The organism is Myroides sp. ZB35 (assembly GCF_001865835.1).
In the GTDB taxonomy this organism is placed as follows: domain Bacteria; phylum Bacteroidota; class Bacteroidia; order Flavobacteriales; family Flavobacteriaceae; genus Flavobacterium; species Flavobacterium odoratimimum.
This window is the reverse complement of the sequence record NZ_CP017769.1, coordinates 3,248,039-3,271,497: the sequence shown is the minus strand read 5'-3', so window position 1 is coordinate 3,271,497 and position 23,459 is coordinate 3,248,039. Positions and strand designations below refer to the sequence as shown.

The following is a 23,459-nucleotide window of genomic DNA, read 5'->3' as shown; positions in this document are numbered from 1 at the left end:
GAGATAGTTTTTTCTGTAAAGTAATGTAAAAGAAAGAATTGTATAGCACTTTTTAATATGAGGGTTTGTTTTTTATTATTATAGAATACTTTGAAAAACAACCCTAATGAAATACCTTAAATATATATCGAAATGAGCAGGCAATTGTTTAATATAATTTTGTTCTTCTTGCCATTTGTTTGTTCTGCACAATATACAGTACAGGAGTATTATGAATTCTTAGAAGAGCTAAAACAGTCCCCTAAAGATTATATTTTTGACCTATTTAAGACTAATGATATTGTTATTCTAGGTGAGCGTGACCATAGAGAGACTACACAATATGATTTGATTTTAGAGATATTAAAGGATAATAGATTTATTAATGAAATCGGTCATGTATATACAGAAGTAGGTGTGGTTAATCAAACAAATAGGGGAAACATCGTTGTTAAAGGAGATTATACTAAACAAGAGGAGTTCGAAAAGGAGTTAGTTTTATTATATAGAGAACTTGATTATAATGCTCTGTGGGATAAGTATAATATGATTAAATATCTAAAAGGAGTTTATGCTATAAATAAAGATTTATCCATTCAAGAGAAGATAACTATAGGTTTTACTGATTGTTTTTTTGAATGGGAAGGAATGACGAGAGAGAAGTATTTAGATTTTGAACGGAAGTATTTATCTACGTCAAATACACGAGATAGTATTATGGCTTACAACTTTATAGAGTTATATGAAAAGCAGCGTCCAATTAATGGACATAAAAAAGCTTTGTATATACAGAATAGACCTCATGCTGAGAAAATAGATGATATCATTGGTAATCTTAAAGTAAAGACTGTTGGAGGCTATTTAAAAGAAAAATATAGGCATCAAGTAAAGATAGTAGCTTTGAACTGGTACAATTATGAATCAGAAAACTCTAAAAGTCCCGAATATGGTAAAGGGCATAAGATAGAATTATCCAATGAAGGTAAATGGGATGCTGCTTTTGAATTGACAGGAAATAAACCTATTGGTTTTACTCTAAAAGAAACTCCTTTTGGACAAACTCACTTTGATTATCCTTACGGAGATGATGATAAGGTATTGTACCAGGACAGATTAGATGGTATTGTTTTTTATAAACCTTTTTATGAGTTTAGTTGTACACGTGGTCTACCTGGAATAGTAGATAAACGATTTGCAAAAGAATTGATACATAGACAGATAATTTCAGGTGTTTATGAAGAAGGGGAACACTATGGCATAGAGGATGAAATAGAAGATTGGGAATCCTTTAGGACTTATGATTGTGTAGATTACTCTACAATGATCCAACAAATGACTAAATGGTTAGATAAGGAGACTAGAGGTAGTAAATAACACTTATTATGAAAGTAAGAGAGTTAAATATTGATTCAGAGGTAATAGTATTTGTTATAGTTAATCAAGACAATGAAGATGTGCTTGAGTGGGAGGTTGAAGCTACTCAATATGCTGTATTACCAGATGAAGAAGGGAATTTTTTTGTCAAAGGATTAGAGATTTCGAATAGTGGTATAGCTGAAGTATATTGCTGTAGTGTCTTTCTATGCTGCCCTGTAAGATCTAAATTTCCTATTAGTTGCCCATTGTGTTCTGCCACTAACATTATAGAATTATCAGTACTATTTAGTTTCTCAATCCAAGCTTCTATTTCTGCTACAGTCTTATTAAAATCACTACTAGTAATAGGAATATACTCTGAGGTGTCTAAGTATTGTTTGATAAGATCTAATAATGCACTAGCATCATTTGAGCTTGCAAGGCGAATAGTTACTTGTTTATTGTTCTTTAAAGAAGTCGTTATAGGGGTAAATAGCATACTTAAGTCAGTTAGAATAGAGGTGACAATATAGGAATAAGTAGAATAAGACACAACGTTAAGATATTCTAATGGAGCAAAATTAATCGAACGCGGAGCATTGTTTAATGTGCTTCAGAGTAGGCAGAAGCTATTAGTCGGAGTAGATGTCTATGAGCAAGAGCCTATCTATGATACTAATTATGAGTTACTACATTTTGATAATGTTGTATGCACACCTCATATAGGGTATGTGGAAGAGTCTAGTTATGAATTATATTTCGGAACAGCTTTCGAGAATGTGGTCAGTTATATTAAGGGTACACCACTTTATATTGCTAATCCAGAAGTCTTGTAAATAAAAAAAACGGATACCCTTATAAGGTATCCGTTTTTACTCTAATAAGTCAGACTTATTGATGACGAAGTAGGTAAGTGGTCTACTTGGCATTTTTATTTTTTATCCGAAAACACCGTTGATATAATTCTTAGTCATTTCGTGTTTAGGATTCTCAAAGATATCTTGTGTCAAACCGCTTTCTTTTACTTCACCTAGATACATAAAGTAAGTTTGATCAGCGATACGCTGTGCTTGTTGCATATTATGTGTTACAATAGCGATTGTATATTTCTCTTTTAAATGAAGAATAAGTTCCTCTATTTTAATTGTACTTACAGGGTCAAGTGCAGAACACGGTTCATCCATTAAGATTACTTCCGGACGAAGTGCTACAGCTCTTGCTATACACAGACGTTGTTGTTGTCCTCCTGATAAGCGATGAGCTGGCATCTTTAAATCATCTTTTACTTCATCCCATAAGAAGGCTTCCGTTAATGCTTTTTCGATTACACTTTTATCATGAGGTAGATTATTAATCTTTAGACCATAAGCAATATTGTCATAGATGCTTTTCGGAAAGGGATTCGCTTTTTGGAATACCATCCCGATGCGCTTTCTAATCTCTGTTACAGGTATAGTCTTAGAATAGATATCCATATCTTCTAACTTGATAGTTCCATTTATTTTAGCATATGGAACTAAGTCGTGCATACGGTTAAAGCTTCTTAGTAAAGTACTCTTACCACAACCAGAAGGTCCGATAAGGGCAGTTATTTTATTTTCTTCGAATTCTACACTTACATTTTTTAAAACTTGTTTGCTTCCAAAGCTAATATTTAAGTTCTCAGCAGATAATTTAGTTTTCATTTTTTCTGAATTTATAACGGATATAAAATGCGCTTAAGTTTAATAGGAACACTACGATAATCAACACTAATGCTGTTCCATAAGCGATAGGTCTTACTTCTTCTATTGACTGATGTTGCGTCGATAGCATATATAAGTGATAAGGCAGAGCCATAAACTCCTGGTTTAGGTATCCATTCGTATCACTGATATAAAACGCAGCTCCTGTGAATAAGATGGGAGCTGTCTCTCCTGCTGCTCTTGATAGGGTTAATACTACACCTGTTAGAATACCTGGTACTGCAGAAGGAATCACTACATCTTTAATAGTCTCAAATTTAGTAGCTCCGACTGCTAGTGCTGCTTCTCTTGTACTATTTGGTATTTGCATTAATGCCTCTTCTGTAGTTGTGATAATATATGGAAGTGATAATAGTCCTAATGTTAATCCAGCAGCTAGTAAAGAAGTTCCTAGAGATAATGTTTGAACAAATAACGCTAATCCGAATAGTCCATAGATAATAGAAGGAACACCTGATAAATTACGTATAGCTGCTCTAATCGTTCTAGTCAGCCAGTTGTTTTCTGCATATTCATTTAAGTAGATCGCACAGAATACACCGAATGGAATACTGAATAAAGCCGTGATAAGGGTAATAAGCACTGTACCTATAATCGGTGTAAGAATACCTCCTTTAGTCATTCCTTCTTTAGGAATAGTAGAGATAAACTCCCAAGACAAACTTCCTATTCCCTTTGTCACAATCTCTAGGATGATTACAACAAGGAAAAAGCACACGATAAGAGTAGTTCCTACTAATGTTCCCCATTCTACGATAGAGGATAGTTTTAGTTTATTATGCTGCATGGTATTTTCTTAATCTATTTATAAAATATTCTCCTACTAGGTTTGCGATAAGTGTCATGAAGAACAAGACTGTCGCTAGAGCGTATAACCCATAGTAGTGTGTAGTTTGATAAGGAACTTCTCCCATTTCGATAGCGATAGTCGCCGTCATTGTTTTTACAGAATCAAAGAATCCAGTAGGTATTAACGCCGCATTACCTGTTGCCATTAGTACAGTCATGGTCTCTCCGATGGCTCTACCTACTCCTAACATGACTGCAGAGATAATACCTGGAGCTGCTGCGGGAAGGATTACTTTGCGAAGAGTCTGCCATTTAGTAGCGCCTACACCATAGCTTGCTTCTTTATATGTTTTTGGTACTGCATGTATAGCATCTTCTGCAATCGTAATAATAGTAGGTAGTGCCATTATCGCTAGTAAGATAGCTCCATTTAGGGCATTAAGACCATTAGGTAAACCTGCCATATCAGCTAAGCCAGGGCTTACCACTACAATTCCTAAGAAACCAATAACTACTGAAGGAACTGCAGCTAACATTTCTATAGCTGGTTTTAAAATATTCTTTAGTCGTGTACCAGCGTATTCAGATATAAATGCAGCTGTACCAATTCCTAGAGGAATAGCGATAAGCATCGCTCCTAAGGTTACTATGGTAGTACTTAGTATAAGAGGGAGCATTCCATATACAGGGTTCTTTGCTGTAGGATTCCATTCCATCCCTGTGATAAAATCAAGGGGCTTTACATCCATAAAGAAGGAAACAGAATTGTATATTAACATGGCTAATATTCCTCCTAATAAACAAAGCACTAAAAGACCAGTCGCTTTAAAGATGTATTTAAAAGTAACATCTAATCCTATTCTAACGTTATATTTCATATTATGGTCGTTCTATTATATAATAACCGTGTTCTTTGATCAGTTGTTTTCCGATCTCACCGTTTTCAAAGTCAATGAATGGTTTTACCTTTTCCCACGAATCTTCTAAGATGAACTGATACAGTGGTCTCTGGAAGAAGTATAGACTGTTATTGATTGCATTGGAGTCTATAGGAGAATAAGCTTGTGAAGTAGGAGTTTCTTTAATACTCAATATCTTTACAGTAGGATTAGTAGCTGTCTCGTGAGAGATATAACCTGCACCTACATAGCCTATCCCAGATTTGTCCGTTTTAATACCTTCTAAGATTTGAGCATTTCCTGTCATTTCTTTAGCTGCATTAGAAAACTCTATCTTTAGCTTCTTCTTAATAAAGGAGTGTGTACCTGAGCTACTCTGACGTCCATAGATATTAATAGGTAAGTCTACAGAAGTAAGTTCTTTCCAATTGGTGATTTCTCCTTTCATTATTTTAGCTAAAGTTTCAAGATCTATTTCTTCTATAGGTAGATCCTTATGTACTACAAAGGCAGTAGCATCTTCAGCAAATATGACAGTACGAAGCTTTATATTCTTGTTTTCGAACTGTGCAATCTCTTTGTCTGATAAAGGGCGAGAAGAATTAGCGATGTCAGCTTGACCATTTAGTAAAGAGGTAATACCAATACCTGAACCACCACCAGAAATAGCAATACTAAAGTCAGAATCTATTAGAGTGTATTTCTCTGCTAGGTTTACTGCTAAATTTACCTCTGTGTCAGAACCTTTCATCTTGATAGAATGATCCTTGTCTCCACAGGAAAGTAATAATAAAGAAGAAAAAATAACTAGACTTTTTCTCATAGATAAATAGTGTTTTTTCATTGAGACAAAGTACCTCTGTGATTGTGACCTATAGGTTACTGGTATGTTATCAAAGGGTTAAGGAGGGTTATTTATTAATAATATAACAGATGTGACAAAAAATCAGTTATCTCTTATTAATGATAGGGGTAAATATTGAAAGTTAATAATTTTTTAGGGACTTTCTCATTTTGCGCAATGAAATTGCAGTATTGATTAAACTTTTTAATGTTACTATAAGGTTAATATTTAAGGAAGGTTAAACATAGGTAAATAGAATCCCACTTTATTCCTTTACAAATCCTACACTATTACTTAAGAAAGCATCTTCAATAAAATAGAAGTAAAGTTCTAATTCTCTTTCATGACATAAGGTTTATCTATTTACTTAAAATGAGAACCATCTTTAACACAATAATTTACTTTATAAATACACTGATTTAATTAGTGAAAATACAACTATTTGTTAAAGTATAATGCTCTATTTGAATGTTATGTTTTTAAAGAGTTTAAAAGAAATAATCCTAAGGTGATATTTGATTTATTTAAGTTTATAGGCATTTTACTATTGTTATCTTATTGTTTTAAATAGATTAAGGGATTGTTGTTTTGTAGTAATTACTTAATGTTTATTTAATTCTTTACAATGCAAGCTAAAGAATGATTGGCAGTACGTTTAGAACATAAAAACTAAACATTTGTAATTATGAAGAAATTTAAGGTCTGTTGCTACATAGCATTCCTATTTTATTCAGGTTTTCTTGTCGCTCAAGAAAGTAAACCACCAGTAAGTTCTCCTCTTATTTCTATTGTCATAGAACAGGATGAGACTTTAGGAAAAGTAGTAACAGAATTAGCGAGCAAAGTTGCTGCTAAGGTGAACATTGAGGATTCTACTTTAAAAGAGACTCCTTTAATCGCCTATGAAGGCAAGGCTGCTAGACTTCAGGATATACTAGAAGTAATCGCTATGCAGACGGGGTATACAGTGAATTATGCCAATGGGGTAATTACAGTAAAGAATGACCAATTCAACACACATTTAGAAGACATCACTCTTGTGGCTATTGGTTATGGAGACAAAAAGAAGCAGAATATTACTACCTCTGTAACAGAAGTAGATACTAGAGCTTTAAAAAACAGGCCTCTTTCTAACGCTGTGTCTGCTTTACAAGGAACTACTCCAGGTTTAAACATTACCAATTCAAGTGGTAAAGAAGATGCTGAAGCGAATATTAATATTAGGGGATTTAACTCTGTTAATGGAGGTGGACCGTTAGTATTAATTGATGGAGTAGAAGGAAGCCTTTCTAATATCAATCCAGATGATATCGAAAGCATAAGTGTATTAAAGGATGCTGGTGCCGCTGCAGTATATGGTGCTAGAGGTGCCTTTGGGGTAGTGCTTGTTAAAACAAAGAACCCAGGTGTAGGAGAAATAAAGGTAAGTGTTAACTCTACGATGAATATACTTTCTCAAACGCAAAATACCGATTTTGTAACTGATCCTTATTTAGCGGCTAAGATTGTTGACCAAGCTTTTATCACAGGTAGTGGGCGAAGTTATACAGGATATAACGAATACGATTATGAACAATTAAAAGCAGTCTCAGAGAATCCTGCATTAGCTCGTGTTGAAATCCAAAATAGAAATGGTCGTGATCAATATGTACATTATGGTAGTACAGATTGGTGGAATTACTTCTGGAAGGATACGCGATATTCTTATATCAATGATATCAGTATTTCTGGAGGAAGCGAAAAGGTCAAAGGTTATTTTTCGTATAGAAACTATTCTGCGGATGGATTATTGAAAGTACAGGATGATAAGTATAAGAAAAATAACTTACGAGCTAAATTTGATATTAAAATTAATGATTGGATTAGTTTTAGTACGAACAATCAGTATTTTAAATCTTCTGACTTAGTACATGGAGGAACACAGTATGGATGGAGAGATCCATGGACAAGTGAAATGTTGGTACACGCTTTACCTTCTTATGTTCCAGTGAATCCTGATGGAGGAGCGCTATGGCGTACTGAGTTGAATAATTACACTATCGGAGATGGATATTTTGCGTCTTTACTACATGGTAAATCAAATAGAACTGCTGTAAGAGATGAGTTTTCGACGATTAATGCATTTCATTTTAAACCACTCAAAAACTTAGACGTTCACGCTAGTTATGCTTACAAGAAGAATACTAGAGATATTAACGAACGTTCTACTTTAATTCCATATTCTATTCTTCCAAATCAGATCCAATACTTTGGAGAGAATAAATTGAATGTAAATGAGACCATAGAGGATTACAATGCTCTAAATATTTATGGACAATATCGTTTAGACTTTGGAGATCATAATTTTGATTTCATGGCAGGATATAACCAAGAATATTTTAAAAATGATAATAGAATCATGAGTATTCAGAACCTAATCTCTGATGATTTAGATAATCTAGGTTTAGGATCTTCTAATCCTACTGTAGTTGGTAGTGCTTATGAATGGGCTTTAAGAGGGTATTTTTATCGATTCTCTTATGATTATGCAGGGAAGTATCTTTTAGAGCTTAATGGTCGATATGATGCGACGTCTAAATTCCCTAGTGAACAGAGATGGCAATTCTTTCCCTCTGTTTCTTTGGGATGGAATGTTGCGAATGAACCTTTCTTTAAACGCACATTCGGTTTTTGGAACCAATTTAAGATACGTGCTTCTTATGGAGAGTTAGGTAACCAAGCTATAGGTGCTTATGCTTATATTCCAACATTGAATAAAGCTATTGATAAGGGGTATGCATTAGATGGAGCATTGTTAGAGTATATGCAAGCACCTTCTTTAAACCCGAGAGACATTACTTGGGAGACAGTAGCTACTTCAGATATCGGTTTTGATCTAGGCTTTTTCCAAAACAAACTGAATGTTAGTTTTGATTATTTTCAAAAGGACATAGAAGGGATGTTAACTAAAGGAAGAACACTACCAGGAGTATTAGGAACAGAATCTCCACGCGAAAATGCCGCTGATCTAAGAACTAAAGGGTTTGAAGTATCTGTAGGATATAACGATTCGTTTAAATTAGCAGGTAGTGATTTTAATTATTCTGTATCAGCAGGTTTATCTGATTCTAAGACCAAGATTACGCGCTTTGATAACCCTACAGGATTACTGACAGATTATTATGTAGGTATGGAATTAGGAGAGATTTGGGGATATTCAGTAGAAGGATTGTTCTCTAGTCCAGAACAAATCGCTAATCATGCAGATCAATCTCGTGTATCTGCTCATATCATAGCCAATGGAGGGCTACAACCTGGAGATGTTATGTTTAAGGATTTAAATGGAGATGGTATAGTAAGTGAAGGAGCAAATACTTTAGAAAATCATGGAGATATGCGTAAGATCGGAAATACAGCTCCTAGGTATCAGTATAATTTCCGTTTAGCATTTGATTGGAAAGGAATTGATTTTTCTGCATTCTTCCAAGGAGTAGGAAAACAAGATTGGTATCCTGATACGGATAGTAGAATGTTCTGGGGACCTTATAACAGACCTTATAATTCATTTATTCGTCAAGATTTAGCGAATGATATTTGGACTCCAGAGAATACAGATGCCTATTTTCCACGTCTAGTAGGATATACATCATTAGGAAGTAATAGACAGTTAGGTGTACAGAATGATCGTTACTTACAAGATATTTCTTATTTACGTCTAAAGAATATTACATTAGGATATTCTCTTCCACAGGATCTAGTGAAGAGAGTAAAGATGGATAAAGTAAGAATTTATGTGAGTGGAGAGAACCTGTTTACATTTACTAATTTAACGGATTATATCGATCCTGAAGCAGCTAGTAATTCTTTTGACTTTAATAGTCCAAACTCTGCTCGTAAGCGCACTAATGCACAAAGTTTTCCATTCTCCAAAATTATCTCTTTTGGGGTACAACTTAATTTCTAAACAATTAATATGAAAAGATATAAAATACTTGCCATACTCTTGGCAGCAGGATTTTTGGGTTCTTGTAGTGAAGATTTCTTAGAGAGAGATCCGATATCGTCTGTGACAAGTGAGAACTTCTTTAAAAAAGAAAGTGACTTAATTCTTTTTTCTAATTCTTTTTACAGAATGTTTCCAACTACCTCTATATATAATGGAGATTATAGAACCGATAATATTATTCAAAATATTTTATCTGATGAAATGAGAGGAGGGAGAGTTGTACCTCCATCTGGAGGCGGATGGTCATGGAATAATTTGAGAGATATTAACTATTTCCTAGTCAATTTTGAAAAGGTAGGAGACGAGGCTCTTATTAAACATTATGGAGGATTAGCAAGATTCTTTAGAGCTTATTTTTACTTCGAAAAAGTGACGCGTTTTGGAGATGTGCCATGGTATGATTATTTATTAACGGCAGAGGATGAGGCCGCTTTACAGAAGCCACGTGATCCACGTAAGCTAGTGGTAGATAATATGTTGAAAGATTTAGATTACGCAATCGAGAATATGCGTTCTACTAAAGATGTGTATAGAGTATCTAAATGGACTGCTCTTGCCTTAAAAGCGCGTATAGGCTTATATGAAGGAACCTATATGAAGTATAGAGGCTTACCTGGATATGAGACTTATTTAGAACAAGCTTATCAAGCAGCAGAAGTATTAATAAAAGAATCTGGTTATAAAGTTTTCTCTACAGGAAATCCAGATAAAGATTATCAGAATTTATTTGCTTCTCATAAGGCTATTGGTGATGAGATTATTCTTGCTAGAGAGTTTTCTACAGAACTGAATGTTCGTCATAATGTGAATTACTATACAGTAGCAGCTTCGTATGGTAGACCATCTATGCCAAAAGATTTGATTAATAGTTACTTAATGAAAGATGGTAGCCGTTTTACAGATCGTTCAGATTATAATAAGATGTTATTCCAAGAAGAAGTAAAAGATAGAGACTTGAGATTGAGTCAGACTATACGTACTCCTGGTTATACCAGAATTGGAAGCACTATCCAGCTCACACCTGATTTCTCTGCAGCTACTACAGGTTATCAGTTAATTAAGTACGTCGCAGAAGCACAGTATGATACGAATAATGCATCTATTGTTGATTTGCCACTATTTAGATTTGCAGAGGTTTTATTAGTATATGCAGAAGCAAAAGCAGAATTGGGAATTATTGATCAGAGTGATTTAGATCTATCTGTAAATATGCTTAGAAAGCGTGTCGGAATGCCTGATATGGTAATGGCAGAAGCAAATGCAAAACCAGATGCTTATTTAGCTAAACAATATGTAAATGTAAACGGAGCTAATAAAGGATTACTACTAGAATTAAGACGAGAGAGACGCATAGAGTTATTTATGGAAGATCATAGATGGGATGATATTGTACGTTGGAAAGAAGGACAAAAGTTAGTTCAGAATATTGAAGGAATGTATTTTAATGGCCCAGGTAAATATGATTTGGACAACAATGGTAAGACAGATATTTATCTATACGAAGGATCTAGACCAACAGAAAATGTACAAGGAGTCTATTATGCTAAACTAGGATCTGATATTTATTTAAATCAAAATAATAGTATAGATCCATTTCCTAATAATAAGAATAGAACATGGAATGAGAATAAAGATTATTTATACCCTCTACCTATACAAGAACTTCAGTTAAATACAAATTTAAAACAAAATCCAGGATGGTAAGATCTATATTACTAAGCGTCCTATTTATAGGGACTAGTATTTTTGCTCAAGAGAAAGAGCCTCAGACTTTAAAAGCAATGACTTTTAACATTAGGATGGATACTCCTAATGATGGTATAAATCAATGGGGTAATCGAAAAGAATGGGTTGCAGAAGTTGTCTTTTTTAATGATGTGGATATTGTTGGTATGCAAGAAGTACTTCATAACCAGTTAGTCGATTTAGAAAATTTACTTCCACAATATGACTATGTAGGAGAAGGAAGAGAAGGGGAAACGAAAGGAGAGTACAGTCCTATCTTTTACCTAAAGGATAGGTTTAAAGTTTTAGAAAGTGGAACATTTTGGTTATCAGAAACACCTTATGAAAAGGGAGTTAAGTCTTGGGATTCTTCTTTACCTCGTATAGCTACATGGGCTCGTTTTGAAGATAAAAAGTCAGGAAAAACATTTATCCATCTAAACACCCATTTTGATCATAGGGGTAAAGAGGCTCGTCAACGAAGTGTTGAAGTTATTAATCAGGAATTAGCTAAAATCACTAAAGGAGAAACAGTGGTATTCACAGGTGATTTTAATTTACCTCCAACAGACTTACCTTATCAGAAGATAATAGAATCGAAGTTTGTCGATACTAGAGATGCAGCAATGTATCGTTCAGAATTAGGTTATACGCACAATGCTTGGAAAATAGAAGCTCCTAAATCAAGTAGAATTGATTATATTTTCTTGAGAGGGTTTGACTTAGCTCCTATTAAGTATAGAGAGCTAGATATTCAGCGAGGACCTTTATTTGCTTCTGACCATTATCCAGTCTTCACAGAGTTTAGATGGGTAGAATCAACTACCAAAGCATCAAAAAAAAAAGCGAAGTAAGAGTTCTTAATTACAATGTACATCATTTTGCAGCAGCTTATGATAGCTATCATAAGATAGATCTTAATTCATTAGCTGCTGTAATCTTAAGAGACGAAGTAGATATCGTTACTTTACAAGAAGTAGATGTACATACTATGCGCTCAGGTCAATATTTAAATCAAGTAAAAGTTTTAGCAGAAAAAACAGGAATGTTTTATGCTTTTGGTAAGACAATAGATTATGAAGGGGGCGATTACGGCATTGCTATCCTGTCTAAATTTCCTATTGTAGAACAACATTTCTATAAGTTACCTTTTGTGGATAACAAGGAAGAAAAACGAGGTTTATTAGTATGTAAAATAGATTTAGGTGAAGCACAAATGATAAATATAGGAACAACTCATCTGTCTAGCTCTAATGAACAAAGTCGTCTATTACAAACGAAACGCATAGCAGAATTACAAAGAGAGTCTGCTTTTGATTTTCTGACAGGGGATCTTAATGCAGAAATAAATTCTAAACCAGTAGAACAACTTAGAGTAACTTTTGATTTAGACAACCGATTTATGAATCAGATGACTATTCCAGCTTATAAAAGCGATAAGAAAATAGATTTTATGATTAGATCAATTAATAGTACAATAAAAATCATTCGTCAAGATACTTATCAGATGAATGCATTATCAGATCATAACTTAATGATTAGTGATATTACTTTATAAAGAACTTTAGTATAATCACAAACAAAAACACTCCTTATAAGCATAAGGAGTGTTTTTTTATTAAATTAAGGTTGCTTAAATAAGTAATAATCTTGCTCGAACCAATTAGCTTAGCTTCCTTAATTTAGTCCAGAATCTGTCAGTAAACCTATCAGCAAAAAGTAAGTATACACAATAGGTATGAATTAGTGATAAAAATATACTAGAGTATTGTCTATGAACTAATGCAGAAGTGATTATATAGAATCTCCTTGTAGAGTAAGCTACTGTAGAATCTAGATTAGTCTTTCCACCAATGATTTTTTGACAAGAAATACGTTATTATGGATAGAAAATAAGCAGTGTAAATACAGCAAATAATACTAAGTGCATAATACCCATGATAGGAGTAGTACGTTTGCCTAAGAAAGTCATTAAACTTAATAATAGGGTGATCACGAATAGAATAGTCTCTGTACTATTCATTCCAAACAATACTGTTTTGCCTGTAATTAACCCAATGATTAGTACAGAAGGCACAGTTAATCCTACTGTAGAAACGAAGGCACCATGGCACAGGTTGATAGCGCGTTGAAACTCATTGTTTAATGCTGCTTTTACTGCCGTCATTGACTCTGGGGTGAACACGATGATGGCAACTAACACACCTCCTAATAGAGTAGGGAGGTTAGCGGCTTTAATCCCGTAGTCTACTACTACAGCCATATTATGAGAAAGAAGCACGATAGGTAATATCATCCCGATTAGGATAATAGAACGTATCCATATCTCTCCTTTATTCCCTGCAGAAGTTTGGTGCTCATCTGTAGATTGAATATCTGCAATGGCTCTATCTTTATATGGAATTTCCATTGACCCTTTTTGAGGTTGTACATAGAGATGTCTATATCCTTTCATCTGAAAGAACAAGAATACAGCATAGAGAATAATAATAAATACAGCCAAGACAATAGCCTGTGTATCACTAAACATCCCTCCACCAGCACCTTGAATGAAGTTAGGTAACATTAACCCGATACCTCCTAGCATAATGATCATTGCTAAGTAAGACATTGTTCCCTGTGCATTATATTCTTGTTCACCATACTTTAGTCCACCTAATAGAATACACAGCCCTATTACTAGATTCATAATGATCATCATTACAGAGAAGATCGAATCCTTTCCAATAGTTGGGTTTTCTCCAGGGCCTAACATTACGGCAGAAATTAAAATTACCTCTATTGATACAATCGAAAGAGTAAGAATCAATGTTCCGAAAGGTTCACCTAATTTATGAGCGAGTTCATCCGCTTCTTTTACTACACCAAAAGCTGCACCTACTATCGTAAACAGTAAGATTAAAAAAATACTAGTAGCTAATAGAGGGGATAGGCTATCTCCAGTAATAGAACTTCCGAATAAAATAAACAAGATGACAATAAGCCATACTACAGCTAATCGAATTCTTGTTTTCGTTGGAAAAATACTCGTTAAGGATAACCTTTTGTTTACATTGTCTTGTGTCATAATCAATCTCGTTTTTTAACAGGTCAAAATTACCATCTCTATAAATTTAATAATTTATCATTTGATAAAAAAAAGTAGTTGATATGTTAAACCCAGATTCCGCATTAGCCAAATACTACAAAGCAATTCTACTTCACATCTCTTTCATTAGTTCTAAAACCATACTGTAGTATGCTTTACTCACTAATTCAGAGCTATTTTGTATAATTACTTTTCGTCTATATGTCTATCGCGGAATTTGGGTTAAAAGTGAAGTGCTTTTAGAGTGTAAGGGTACTTCTTTTTTTGCTATGATGATATAGGTGTGGCTTCTTATAAAGCTTGTATGCTATATTAGTTAGTATCTATCAAATTTTGAAAATACTTTACTATTCATTGCAGATGAATATTTGTTTACTAAAGGGTAAGTTCATAATCAGTCCGTTATTTTGTGCAAAAAAACGGACTCACTACGGACTCATAACGGACTCACTACGGACTTAAACCGATTCGTTAAAGTAACTTATTGAAAGAAATGGTTATAGTAAATAGACTATAAAACGACAAATAATCGATCTTATTATTTATGAAATAGATCGAATTATAAATTAGTTACGAGAAGGTAGCTACTTTATAATTTCTATGCTTAGTACACATTATAAAAGGTAAATGGTGTTAACTACGATACTAGTAGTTAAAATAAGGTAGTACTTCCTTAGCCAATTCATCAAGAGTTTCTCCTATATCTCGTTTTCCAAACTGTATACCTATAGCAGCATGATTTACACCTATTTCTTGCCATTTATGTAAAAGCTCTATAAGTCCTAATCTACCTGTTTTGAGAACAAAACCTCCTCTTAATGGAGTTCTAGGATAGTGAGGATCTTCATCTAGCTCTATCCATTCATTTGTTATATGCGGTTTAAATTTTCCATTGGGAATTAAATCTCTAAAAGCTTTTATTTTTTGTTCTAGATGTAAGGTATCTTCATTCGTGGTAGTAGGCCCTGGATAAGTAATCCAACCATCAGCATGAGTAGCAATCCAATCTAATGACTGTTGACTAGCACCTGTTACTAATGTAGGAATATGCTTATGCAGAGGTTTAGGGACTAAGTCTAGGTTTTGCATTTGTGTAATACTAGAGTTTATTTTAGGAGAGTCTGTAGTATGTAAGGTTTGCATATCCTGAAGAACTTCTCGGAATAATTCTCCCCTTCTTTCAAAAGATTTATTAAAAGCAGGAAACTCAGCATAGCGATCGCCAGATCCAACACCTAGCAATAAGCGACCATTAGAAAGCTGATCTATAGATGCTGTCGTCTTTGCCAATGAAATAGGGTGGTGTAAGGGCAATACTATACTCGCTGTACCAAGGGCAATATTTGTAGTCTGACCTGCTATATATGCTAGATAAGAAAGAGGATCATATATTTGTCCTACATCTCTAAAACTGGGATCATACACAGGTATGTCTCTAACCTATAAAGCTGCGAAACCGCTAGTGTCTATCTGCTGTATATACTTTAGGTGTTGATTAAAAATATTGATATTATTATCATATACCTGTAAAGGTAAAAATATACCCAAGGATAGTTTTCCTGGTGTGAAGACCTTATTGAAAGTCTTGTGTTTTTAAAAATGCTATTCATTGTTATAGGTATTTAGATATCTAGAATTATAGATATGTTGTAATATAATACTTTAATGATTGAATTGTATAGTATTGTTATAGAGTGTTTTGAATATAATTGGCTAACTCAGCAATTTTATCTTCATTGCGTTTATAGTAAGTCCATTGTCCATTTCTAGTAGAAGTAAGTAGTCCAATATTTACCATATTCGTTAAATAAGCTGAGGTGGTAGATTGAGAAAGACCTGCTTTTTTTTGGATAACACTCATGCATACCCCAAACTCGTGTACTTCAGGTTCGATGTCTTCTAGTTCAAAGAAATCGTGTGGAGTCTTAAGCCATTTTAGGATTTGTACTCTGTGTTCGTTTGATAAAGCTTTAAATAGTTCAGTCATTTCTATATATCGAGAATTTACGATACAAAGGAAATGAAAATATTTGAATTAATAAAGTATTTGTTTGCACTATATCTTAATGAATTGATTTGTATTGTGATAAATAGGATTATTTTTGTACAAAATGAGATGTAATGACTACCAAACTATTTACTTTCTTTCTATTTCTATTTATAGTTGCTTGTACAGACACTAAGCATTTAGATAATCAGCAATACGACATTTTAATCAATGAGTACTATAAGACAGGTACTGTTGAGGTAGACGATATTGGAAATATTGCAGAGCGCAAGGTGATTGGAAATATTCTTAAGGGATTATCCCATTTAGAGGTAACTGATAGTATTAATGATATTACTACTTCACTTTTTTTAGAAAGTGTATCTATGGTAGAAAAGTCTTCTAATGTAGCATTGAAGGAATGGGTGTATAGTGAGGTTGGGTTCTATTATTATTCTTATAACTATTATTACGAAGCTTCTCCCTATTTTATCAAGATTGCTAAAACTTTAGAGAATAAAGGTGTTGTATTAGATGTACAAGCAAAAAATATTTTGTTGCGTACAGCTTATTTCTTTGAGACCATGAATATGAATGAGAGCGCTCTCATTTATTATAGAAAAGCTTTGGAAGAAGGGGAAAAGGAGCAGCTAAATAACAGTGCTGTTTTATGGGGCTTAGGAGCAGTATATGCTAAAGTAGATAGTCTAGAGCAATCCATGCATTACTATGAATTGGCAAAAGAAACGTCCTTATCGTATAAGGACACCCTTAGATACGCCAAAAGTTTAGGAGGTATAGCATCAGTTTATCAAAAACAAGGAGATATAGAGAAAGCAGAGTTATACCTGAAAGAGGATATAGCAATTAGCCAACAATTAGGTGAGGAGAGGAATCTAATGTATAGTCAGATACAATTGGGGAAATTATACATAGATCGCAAGCAATATGATCTTGCAGAAGAAGTTTTAAAAAACTCTTATGAGATTACTAAAACTAAAAGCTACTTAGCAGGCTTTGAAAGAGAAATTATATCTTATTTACTCGATATCGCTAAGGCTCGTAGGATAGACACAGAAGAGCTCTTTTATAGAAGGGAGTTAGATCAAATAGACAGTGTGATAGAAGCTAGGGAAGGTGAAGAGGTCATTAATAAAATTAATTGGAATACTAATCTTGAGAGAGTAAACTGGGAGCTAGAGGCGGAAAAAAGCTTCTCAGAAAGAGTGAGATATCAACGACTACTCTTGCTGAGTACTACTGTTCTTCTGACGCTTATCTTGTGTATGGTGTACTTCTTTTCTAAACGAATTCTAAAGCTTCAAAAATATGCTTATGAAGGGAAGCTATTGGATTTTCAGTTATCTAAAATAAATTCAGAGAATAAGTTAAAAGAGACGAAAGCATCATTAGCATCTTATCAAGTATATCTGAGTGAAAAAACCGCACAAATAGCAAAATTAGAACATGAGTTAAATAAGGCTTCTCACTCTTCTAAGGAGATCTTCAAGGAAAAGCGTCCTGCTATAGAAGAATTACTTCGTTCTCATCTGATGACAGAGGAGAATTGGGTTTTATTTAAAGAAACCTTTAGAGAAGAACAAGCAGTCTATTTTAATGAAATTATTACTCAGTTTCCTGACTTGACCGAGTCTAATCTACGCATTGTGTTGTTGCAAAAAATGGAATTGACTAATCAAGAAACTGCAAATATTTTAGGTGTAACTATTGATGCAGTTAAAAAAGCAAAACAGCGATTAAAGAAAAAATATGAAGATGATTACTCTGCTTTATTTAGTAAAGAGTAGTCTAACCGAAGTAAATAAAATACAATTTTTAAAAGCATTATCTGTATAGGTAATGCTTTTTTTTTATGTGTTAAAGGCTTCATTTTAAGGATGGTTATTTTTTGTCCACCCTATTGTCCACCCCCTTTAAACACTAGAATTTACCTACTTATAATACTTTTACCTACTGAAGCTAATTTCTGAATTTCACCACACTCAACGAATAGCATATTGTAGAGATTTTAATTTCTCTAGTCGCCTTAATAAATTGTATTTGTCTTCAATTTGTTATTGCTAAGTGTGGTTGGAATATCGTATAATTCTAACACACCACATTATGAAGAAATTTCTACTCTTATTCTTTCTAATTTTTAGCCCGATGCTCTTCGCGCAGACGAGTACCGAAGCTTTTGAAACAGAGTCAGCTGGTTCCACTAGTTTTACTGATAATGGGGTAACTTTTAATATTATTTCACATACTAGTACTTTTAATATAGTTAACTATCCGGCGACAGGCTGGAGTGGAACAGTTAATGATAATCAGTACATAGACAATTCAAATAGTGTAGGTCCTAGTAGCCCTTCTTTTTCTATAAAGACCACATCTAATTTATTTAAAGTAAATCGCTTTTGGGTATATGTAGCGGATAAGTTTACTAATCTAAATGCAACAGGATCATTGACTATCACTGGTAAGTTAAGTGGTGCAACTAAATTTACTCAAACTAAGACCAATAATTTTGTTACTTCATTAGGAAGTACTAATGGCTATACATTAATAGATTTGACTAATCTGAATGGTCAGAACTATAGTAATATAGTCATTGATGAGTTACAACTAACTTTAGGAGGTAATTATTACTATCTAGGCCTTGATGCATTTACGTGGGTGAAGGATTCTAATATAGTTACTACAGACTCTCAATCATTTATCACTACTTGGGAAGTGCCTAATGATAACGGTAGTATTAAACTCTATACAGATACTAATAAGTATAAGTATAATTATAATGTGAGTTGGGAGAATATAGATGACTCCGATAAGAAAAGTAAACCTCTACCTAACTTCAAAGGTGATTGTGTCATATCTAATCTACCTAAAGGGAAATATAGGGTAATGATAACAGGTGATTTTCCATATTTTAACGTAGCTAAGGATTTCGAAGATCCAAATGCAAAGCAGTTACTTACTGTAGAGCAATGGGGGACGCAACTTTGGAAAAGTATGCATAAAACTTTTCAGTCTGCTTCTAATCTTATTCATATAGGTAAAGATATTCCTAATCTTACTCAGGTGACAGATATGTCAAGGATGTTTGATTTTGCAATCTCTTTTAATGGAGATTTGAGTAAATGGGATGTATCGAAGGTGACTGACATGCAGTATATATTTTCCGGAGCAAGTTCTTTTAATGGTGATCTAAGCAAATGGAATGTATCTAGTTTAAAAAATATGCAGAGTATGTTTCATGCCGCAGTTGCTTTTGATGGTGATTTGAGTCAGTGGAATGTATCTAGTGCTACTAATATGATTCAAGTATTTGCTTACGCAATGAGTTTTAATAGAGATTTGAGTAGATGGAATGTCTCTAATGTGACAGATATGCAGTCGATGTTTTTAGGAGCGAGTTCCTTTAATAGGGATTTGAGTAAATGGAACGTTTCTAGGGTTATAGGTCCGTATGGTATGTTGAGTATGTTGGAATATTCAGGCATGTCTGTATATAATTATGATGCTACATTAAAAGGATGGGCTAATTTATCTACAATAAATAGTAATATGATTTTAGGAGCTACTGGATTAAAATACTGTACAGCGAATACTGAACGAGATAAGTTAATAAAAGAAAAAGGATGGAAGATAAATGGAGATATTAAATTAGGTAGTGAATATATTTTAAAAGATAAAAGTGTAGTGTATGATGGGAAGGCACATAAACTAGAATTAGAGTTACCTCATAGTTTTAGAGGTACTTATGAAATAGTAGATTCTTCAAATAATGTAGTATCTGATGCTATCAATGCTGGTATTTATACAGTACGTGCAATTAGTGAATGTGATCAAAGTGTACTTCATACTGCAACTTTAACAATTACTCCTGCTGTCTTAACAGTAACAGCTACTCCTCAGTCTAAAGTATATGGAGCAGTTGATCCTAAGCTTGATTACACAATATCAGGATTAGTAAATAATGATAAACAAGATGATGTATTATCAGGTAGCTTATCTCGTGAGGTAGGAGAAGATGTTGGAAGCTATGCTATTACTCCAGGTAGTTTAGCTGCAAATAATAACTACATACTTTCTTTTACAGGAGCGAATTTAACTATAGCTCCAGCTGTATTAATTGTAAGTGCTACTGCTCAGTCTAAGGTATATGGAGCAGCTGATCCTAGCCTAAGCTATGCGGTATATGGATTAATAGAAGGAGATTTATTATCAGGTAGCTTATCTCGTGAGGTAGGAGAGAACGTTGGTAATTATGCTATTACTCTGGGTAGTTTAGCTGCAAATAATAACTACAGACTTTCTTTTACAGGAGCGAATTTAACTATAGTTCCTGCTGTAGTAACTGTAAGCACTACTGCTCAATTTAAGGTATATGGAGCAGTTGATTCTAAACTTGATTATACAGTATCAGGATTAGTAAATAACGATAAAGTGATTGATGTATTATCAGGTAGTTTATCTCGTAAGGTAGGAGAAGATGTTGGAAGTTATGCTATTACTCAAAGTGATTTAAAAGCGAATGGTAACTATACATTAGTCTTTAAAGGAGCTGATTTGACTATTACTCCTGCTGTATTAATAGTAACAGTTAATCCTCAGTCTAAGGTATATGGAGCAGTTGAACCTAAGCTAGATTATGCAGTATCAGGATTAGTAAATAACGATAAAGTGATTGATGTATTATCAGGTAGTTTATCTCGTAAGGTAGGAGAAGATGTTGGAAGTTATGCTATTACTCAAAGTGATTTAAAAGCGAATGGTAACTATACATTAGTCTTTAAAGGAGCTGATTTGACTATTACTCCTGCTGTATTAATAGTAACAGTTAATCCTCAGTCTAAGGTATATGGAGCAGTTGAACCTAAGCTAGATTATGCAGTATCAGGATTAGTAAATAATGATAAAGAGACTGCTGTGTTATCAGGTAGTTTATCTCGTGCATTAGGAGAAGATGTTGGTACTTATGCTATTACTCAAGGAACGCTAATAGTTAATAGTAATTACTCTTTAAGTTTTATAGGAGCTAATTTGACTATTAATAGAGCACCATTAACAGTGAGCGCTAATCCTCAGTCTAAGATATATGGAGATGTTGATCCTGCGCTTGATTATGCAGTATCAGGATTAGTAAATAACGATAAAGAGATTGATGTCTTATCAGGTAGCTTATCTCGTGTTGTAGGAGAAGATGTAGGAAGTTATGCTATAACTCAAGGTGATTTAAAAGCGAGTGGTAATTATACATTAGACTTTAAAGGAGCTAGTTTAGAAATTACTCCTGCTGTATTAACTGTAACAGTCAATACTAAATCTAAAGTATATGGAGATGCTGATCCTAGTCTAAACTATACAGTATCAGGATTAGTAAATAACGATAAAGAGACTGCTGTATTATCAGGTAGCTTATCTCGCGCAGTAGGAGAAGATGTAGGAAGTTATGCTATTACTCAAGGTGATTTAAAAGCGAATGGTAATTATACATTAGACCTTAAAGGAGCTAGTTTAGAAATTACTCCTGCTGTATTAATTGTAAGTGCTACTGCTCAGTCTAAGATATATGGAGCAGTTGATCCTAAACTTGATTATGCGGTATCAGGATTAGTAAATAACGATAAAGAGACTGATGTATTATCAGGTAGTTTATCTCGTGCAGTAGGAGAAGATGTAGGAAGTTATGCTATTACTCAAGGTGATTTAAAAGCGAATGGTAATTATACATTAGTCTTTAAAGGAGCTGATTTGACAATTGGAAAAGCACCTATCATAGGAATGGTATTAAAAGGAGGTACTTATGTTTATGACACTAAAGAGAAATCAGTTTTACTTAGTAGTACGCTACCTATTGGGACGAAAGTAACCTATAAGAATAATAAGCAAACAGAGGCTGGTGAATACGAAGTAACTGCTTTAATAGAAGGTGATAATTATATACCATTATTTCTAAAAACAAAACTAATTATCAATAAGGCTCCCCAACATATAGAGTTTAATGCTTTATCACCTGTGTTATATGATAATTTATTACAGCTTCAATTGATAGCAAACAGTAGTGTAGACTTGCCAATAAATTATACCTATATGAATGTTGGAACTACTGTAGTAGCGACAGTGACTTCAACTGGTTTAGTCAAAGTATTGCATCCAGGTAGCGTTATTATAACTGCTCATCAAGATGGGAATAATAATTATGAACCTGCTCAGAGTGTGAGCCAAATCTTAGTAATTAAAAGTGATAAAGCTGAGATAAATAGTTTGATTATTAATGGTAGAGATATAGGTGAATTATCTTCTAATAAATTATTTATGCTTCGTTGTGACGAGATAGATAAACAAGTAGAAGTAGAGTTGGTTACTAGTGAGGGCGCTTCAGTGAATATCGGAAATCATTTCTTTATTGATACCCCTAAAGCAGGTATTTATAACAGAGAGATAGTTGTAAAGTCTCATAGTGGAACAATAACGAATAGATACATTTTATCTATAGAAAGACCTTTTAATTTTGAGGATATAGTTATACAGAAATTCGATAATACTTTATTAGTAAACAACAATCCATTGACTAATGGAGGGTATCGTTTTGTGGGGTATAAATGGTTTAAAAATGGCAAGTTGATAGGTAAAGAACAAGTGTACTCAGTAGGAAATCATAGAGATGATTTATTAGATATAGATGCTTTATACAGTCTAGAGTTGACTACTGATAAGGGAGAGATAATACACAGCTGTCCAGCTATGATAAAATACACACATACTAATAGTATTAAACTCTATCCAAACCCTGTAGTGAAAAATGGGGTAATGGAAATAGCACTAGATTATCCAGAGTCAAGTTTAAAAAATATTATAGGTTCTGTATATAGTTTGACAGGACAGTTTTTATTCAAAGTATCACTTGAAAATAAGATTTCAGAAGTGATATTACCAAATACTTTGGTGGAAGGTGTTTATCTTATGATTATTAAGATAGAAGGACAGAATAAAGTATTCAGATTTATGGTTAAACCTTAATTAAAAGTAAAGTGAAAAGAAAAAACATATATGGAT

General features: G+C 33.6%; 16 protein-coding genes. 8 read left to right on the top strand and 8 right to left on the bottom strand.

What is annotated here, in order from left to right; genetic code table 11:
- Positions 1–144 precede the first annotated feature (144 nt).
- A complete protein-coding gene (locus BK054_RS14505; RefSeq protein ID WP_232234288.1) occupies positions 145–1,353 on the top strand; it encodes a hypothetical protein in 1,209 nt (402 codons plus the stop codon).
- A gap of 106 nt (positions 1,354–1,459) precedes the next feature.
- On the opposite strand, the gene BK054_RS14500 is transcribed toward BK054_RS14505, so the two are convergent.
- Positions 1,460–1,888 (bottom strand): GNAT family N-acetyltransferase, encoded by a 429-nt coding sequence (locus tag BK054_RS14500; protein WP_232234287.1) that lies wholly within the window; start codon positions 1,886–1,888, stop codon positions 1,460–1,462.
- Between the two features lie 31 nt (positions 1,889–1,919).
- Here BK054_RS14500 and BK054_RS14495 point away from each other — a divergent pair, with 31 nt between their 5' ends.
- Positions 1,920–2,171, top strand: coding sequence for an NAD(P)-dependent oxidoreductase (locus BK054_RS14495; protein ID WP_073144796.1), 252 nt, complete (start codon positions 1,920–1,922; stop codon positions 2,169–2,171).
- Positions 2,172–2,273: 102 nt separating this feature from the next.
- Here the strand turns inward: BK054_RS14495 and pstB are convergent, their stop codons facing one another.
- Genes pstB through BK054_RS14475 form a run of 4 tightly spaced genes read right to left on the bottom strand, consistent with a single transcriptional unit; the run spans position 2,274 to position 5,591 of the window.
- Positions 2,274–3,020, bottom strand: coding sequence for a phosphate ABC transporter ATP-binding protein PstB (gene pstB / locus BK054_RS14490; RefSeq protein WP_006260157.1), 747 nt, complete (start codon positions 3,018–3,020; stop codon positions 2,274–2,276).
- On the bottom strand, positions 3,010–3,867 hold the full coding sequence (pstA, locus tag BK054_RS14485; RefSeq protein ID WP_006265368.1) for a phosphate ABC transporter permease PstA: 858 nt from the start codon (positions 3,865–3,867) through the stop codon (positions 3,010–3,012). The genes pstB and pstA overlap by 11 nt, the downstream gene beginning before the upstream one ends.
- Positions 3,857–4,747 carry a phosphate ABC transporter permease subunit PstC gene (pstC, locus tag BK054_RS14480; RefSeq protein WP_071307394.1) on the bottom strand — a complete coding sequence of 297 codons (891 nt, stop codon included), beginning with the start codon at positions 4,745–4,747 and terminating at the stop codon, positions 3,857–3,859. The genes pstA and pstC overlap by 11 nt, the downstream gene beginning before the upstream one ends.
- 1 nt (position 4,748) lies before the next feature.
- Entirely contained in the window at positions 4,749–5,591 is an 843-nt protein-coding gene (locus BK054_RS14475; RefSeq protein WP_006260160.1) for a substrate-binding domain-containing protein, read from the bottom strand.
- A gap of 706 nt (positions 5,592–6,297) precedes the next feature.
- Here BK054_RS14475 and BK054_RS14470 point away from each other — a divergent pair.
- The 4 genes from BK054_RS14470 to BK054_RS14455 are packed head-to-tail and all read left to right on the top strand — an operon-like array spanning position 6,298 to position 12,880.
- Positions 6,298–9,555: a SusC/RagA family TonB-linked outer membrane protein gene (locus BK054_RS14470; protein ID WP_006265367.1), complete on the top strand. Its 3,258-nt coding sequence runs from the start codon at positions 6,298–6,300 to the stop codon at positions 9,553–9,555.
- A 9-nt stretch (positions 9,556–9,564) separates the two neighbouring features.
- Positions 9,565–11,301, top strand: coding sequence for a RagB/SusD family nutrient uptake outer membrane protein (locus tag BK054_RS14465; RefSeq protein ID WP_071307393.1), 1,737 nt, complete (start codon positions 9,565–9,567; stop codon positions 11,299–11,301).
- Positions 11,295–12,176, top strand: coding sequence for an endonuclease/exonuclease/phosphatase family protein (locus tag BK054_RS14460; RefSeq protein ID WP_006265365.1), 882 nt, complete (start codon positions 11,295–11,297; stop codon positions 12,174–12,176). The genes BK054_RS14465 and BK054_RS14460 overlap by 7 nt, the downstream gene beginning before the upstream one ends.
- A complete protein-coding gene (locus BK054_RS14455; RefSeq protein WP_006265364.1) occupies positions 12,131–12,880 on the top strand; it encodes an endonuclease/exonuclease/phosphatase family protein in 750 nt (249 codons plus the stop codon). The genes BK054_RS14460 and BK054_RS14455 overlap by 46 nt, the downstream gene beginning before the upstream one ends.
- A 321-nt stretch (positions 12,881–13,201) precedes the next feature.
- Here BK054_RS14455 and BK054_RS14450 read toward each other — a convergent pair whose 3' ends face one another.
- From BK054_RS14450 to BK054_RS14440, 3 genes are all read right to left on the bottom strand, one after another.
- Positions 13,202–14,389 carry a calcium:proton antiporter gene (locus BK054_RS14450; RefSeq protein WP_006265363.1) on the bottom strand — a complete coding sequence of 396 codons (1,188 nt, stop codon included), beginning with the start codon at positions 14,387–14,389 and terminating at the stop codon, positions 13,202–13,204.
- A 666-nt stretch (positions 14,390–15,055) separates the two neighbouring features.
- A complete protein-coding gene (locus BK054_RS14445) occupies positions 15,056–15,835 on the bottom strand; it encodes a TIGR03571 family LLM class oxidoreductase (RefSeq protein WP_232234286.1) in 780 nt (259 codons plus the stop codon).
- Positions 15,836–16,097: 262 nt separating this feature from the next.
- The gene (locus BK054_RS14440; protein ID WP_006260167.1) at positions 16,098–16,397 is read right to left on the bottom strand and encodes an ArsR/SmtB family transcription factor; all 300 of its coding nucleotides are present in this window, start codon (positions 16,395–16,397) and stop codon (positions 16,098–16,100) included.
- Between the two features lie 134 nt (positions 16,398–16,531).
- Between BK054_RS14440 and BK054_RS14435 the strand changes: the two genes are divergently transcribed.
- Together BK054_RS14435 and BK054_RS14430 are read left to right on the top strand one after the other, a co-directional pair.
- Positions 16,532–18,205: a tetratricopeptide repeat protein gene (locus tag BK054_RS14435; protein ID WP_006265361.1), complete on the top strand. Its 1,674-nt coding sequence runs from the start codon at positions 16,532–16,534 to the stop codon at positions 18,203–18,205.
- Positions 18,206–18,521: 316 nt separating this feature from the next.
- Complete coding sequence (locus BK054_RS14430; RefSeq protein ID WP_156860097.1) at positions 18,522–23,423, top strand: MBG domain-containing protein; 4,902 nt, start codon at positions 18,522–18,524, stop codon at positions 23,421–23,423.
- Positions 23,424–23,459: the final 36 nt, after the last annotated feature.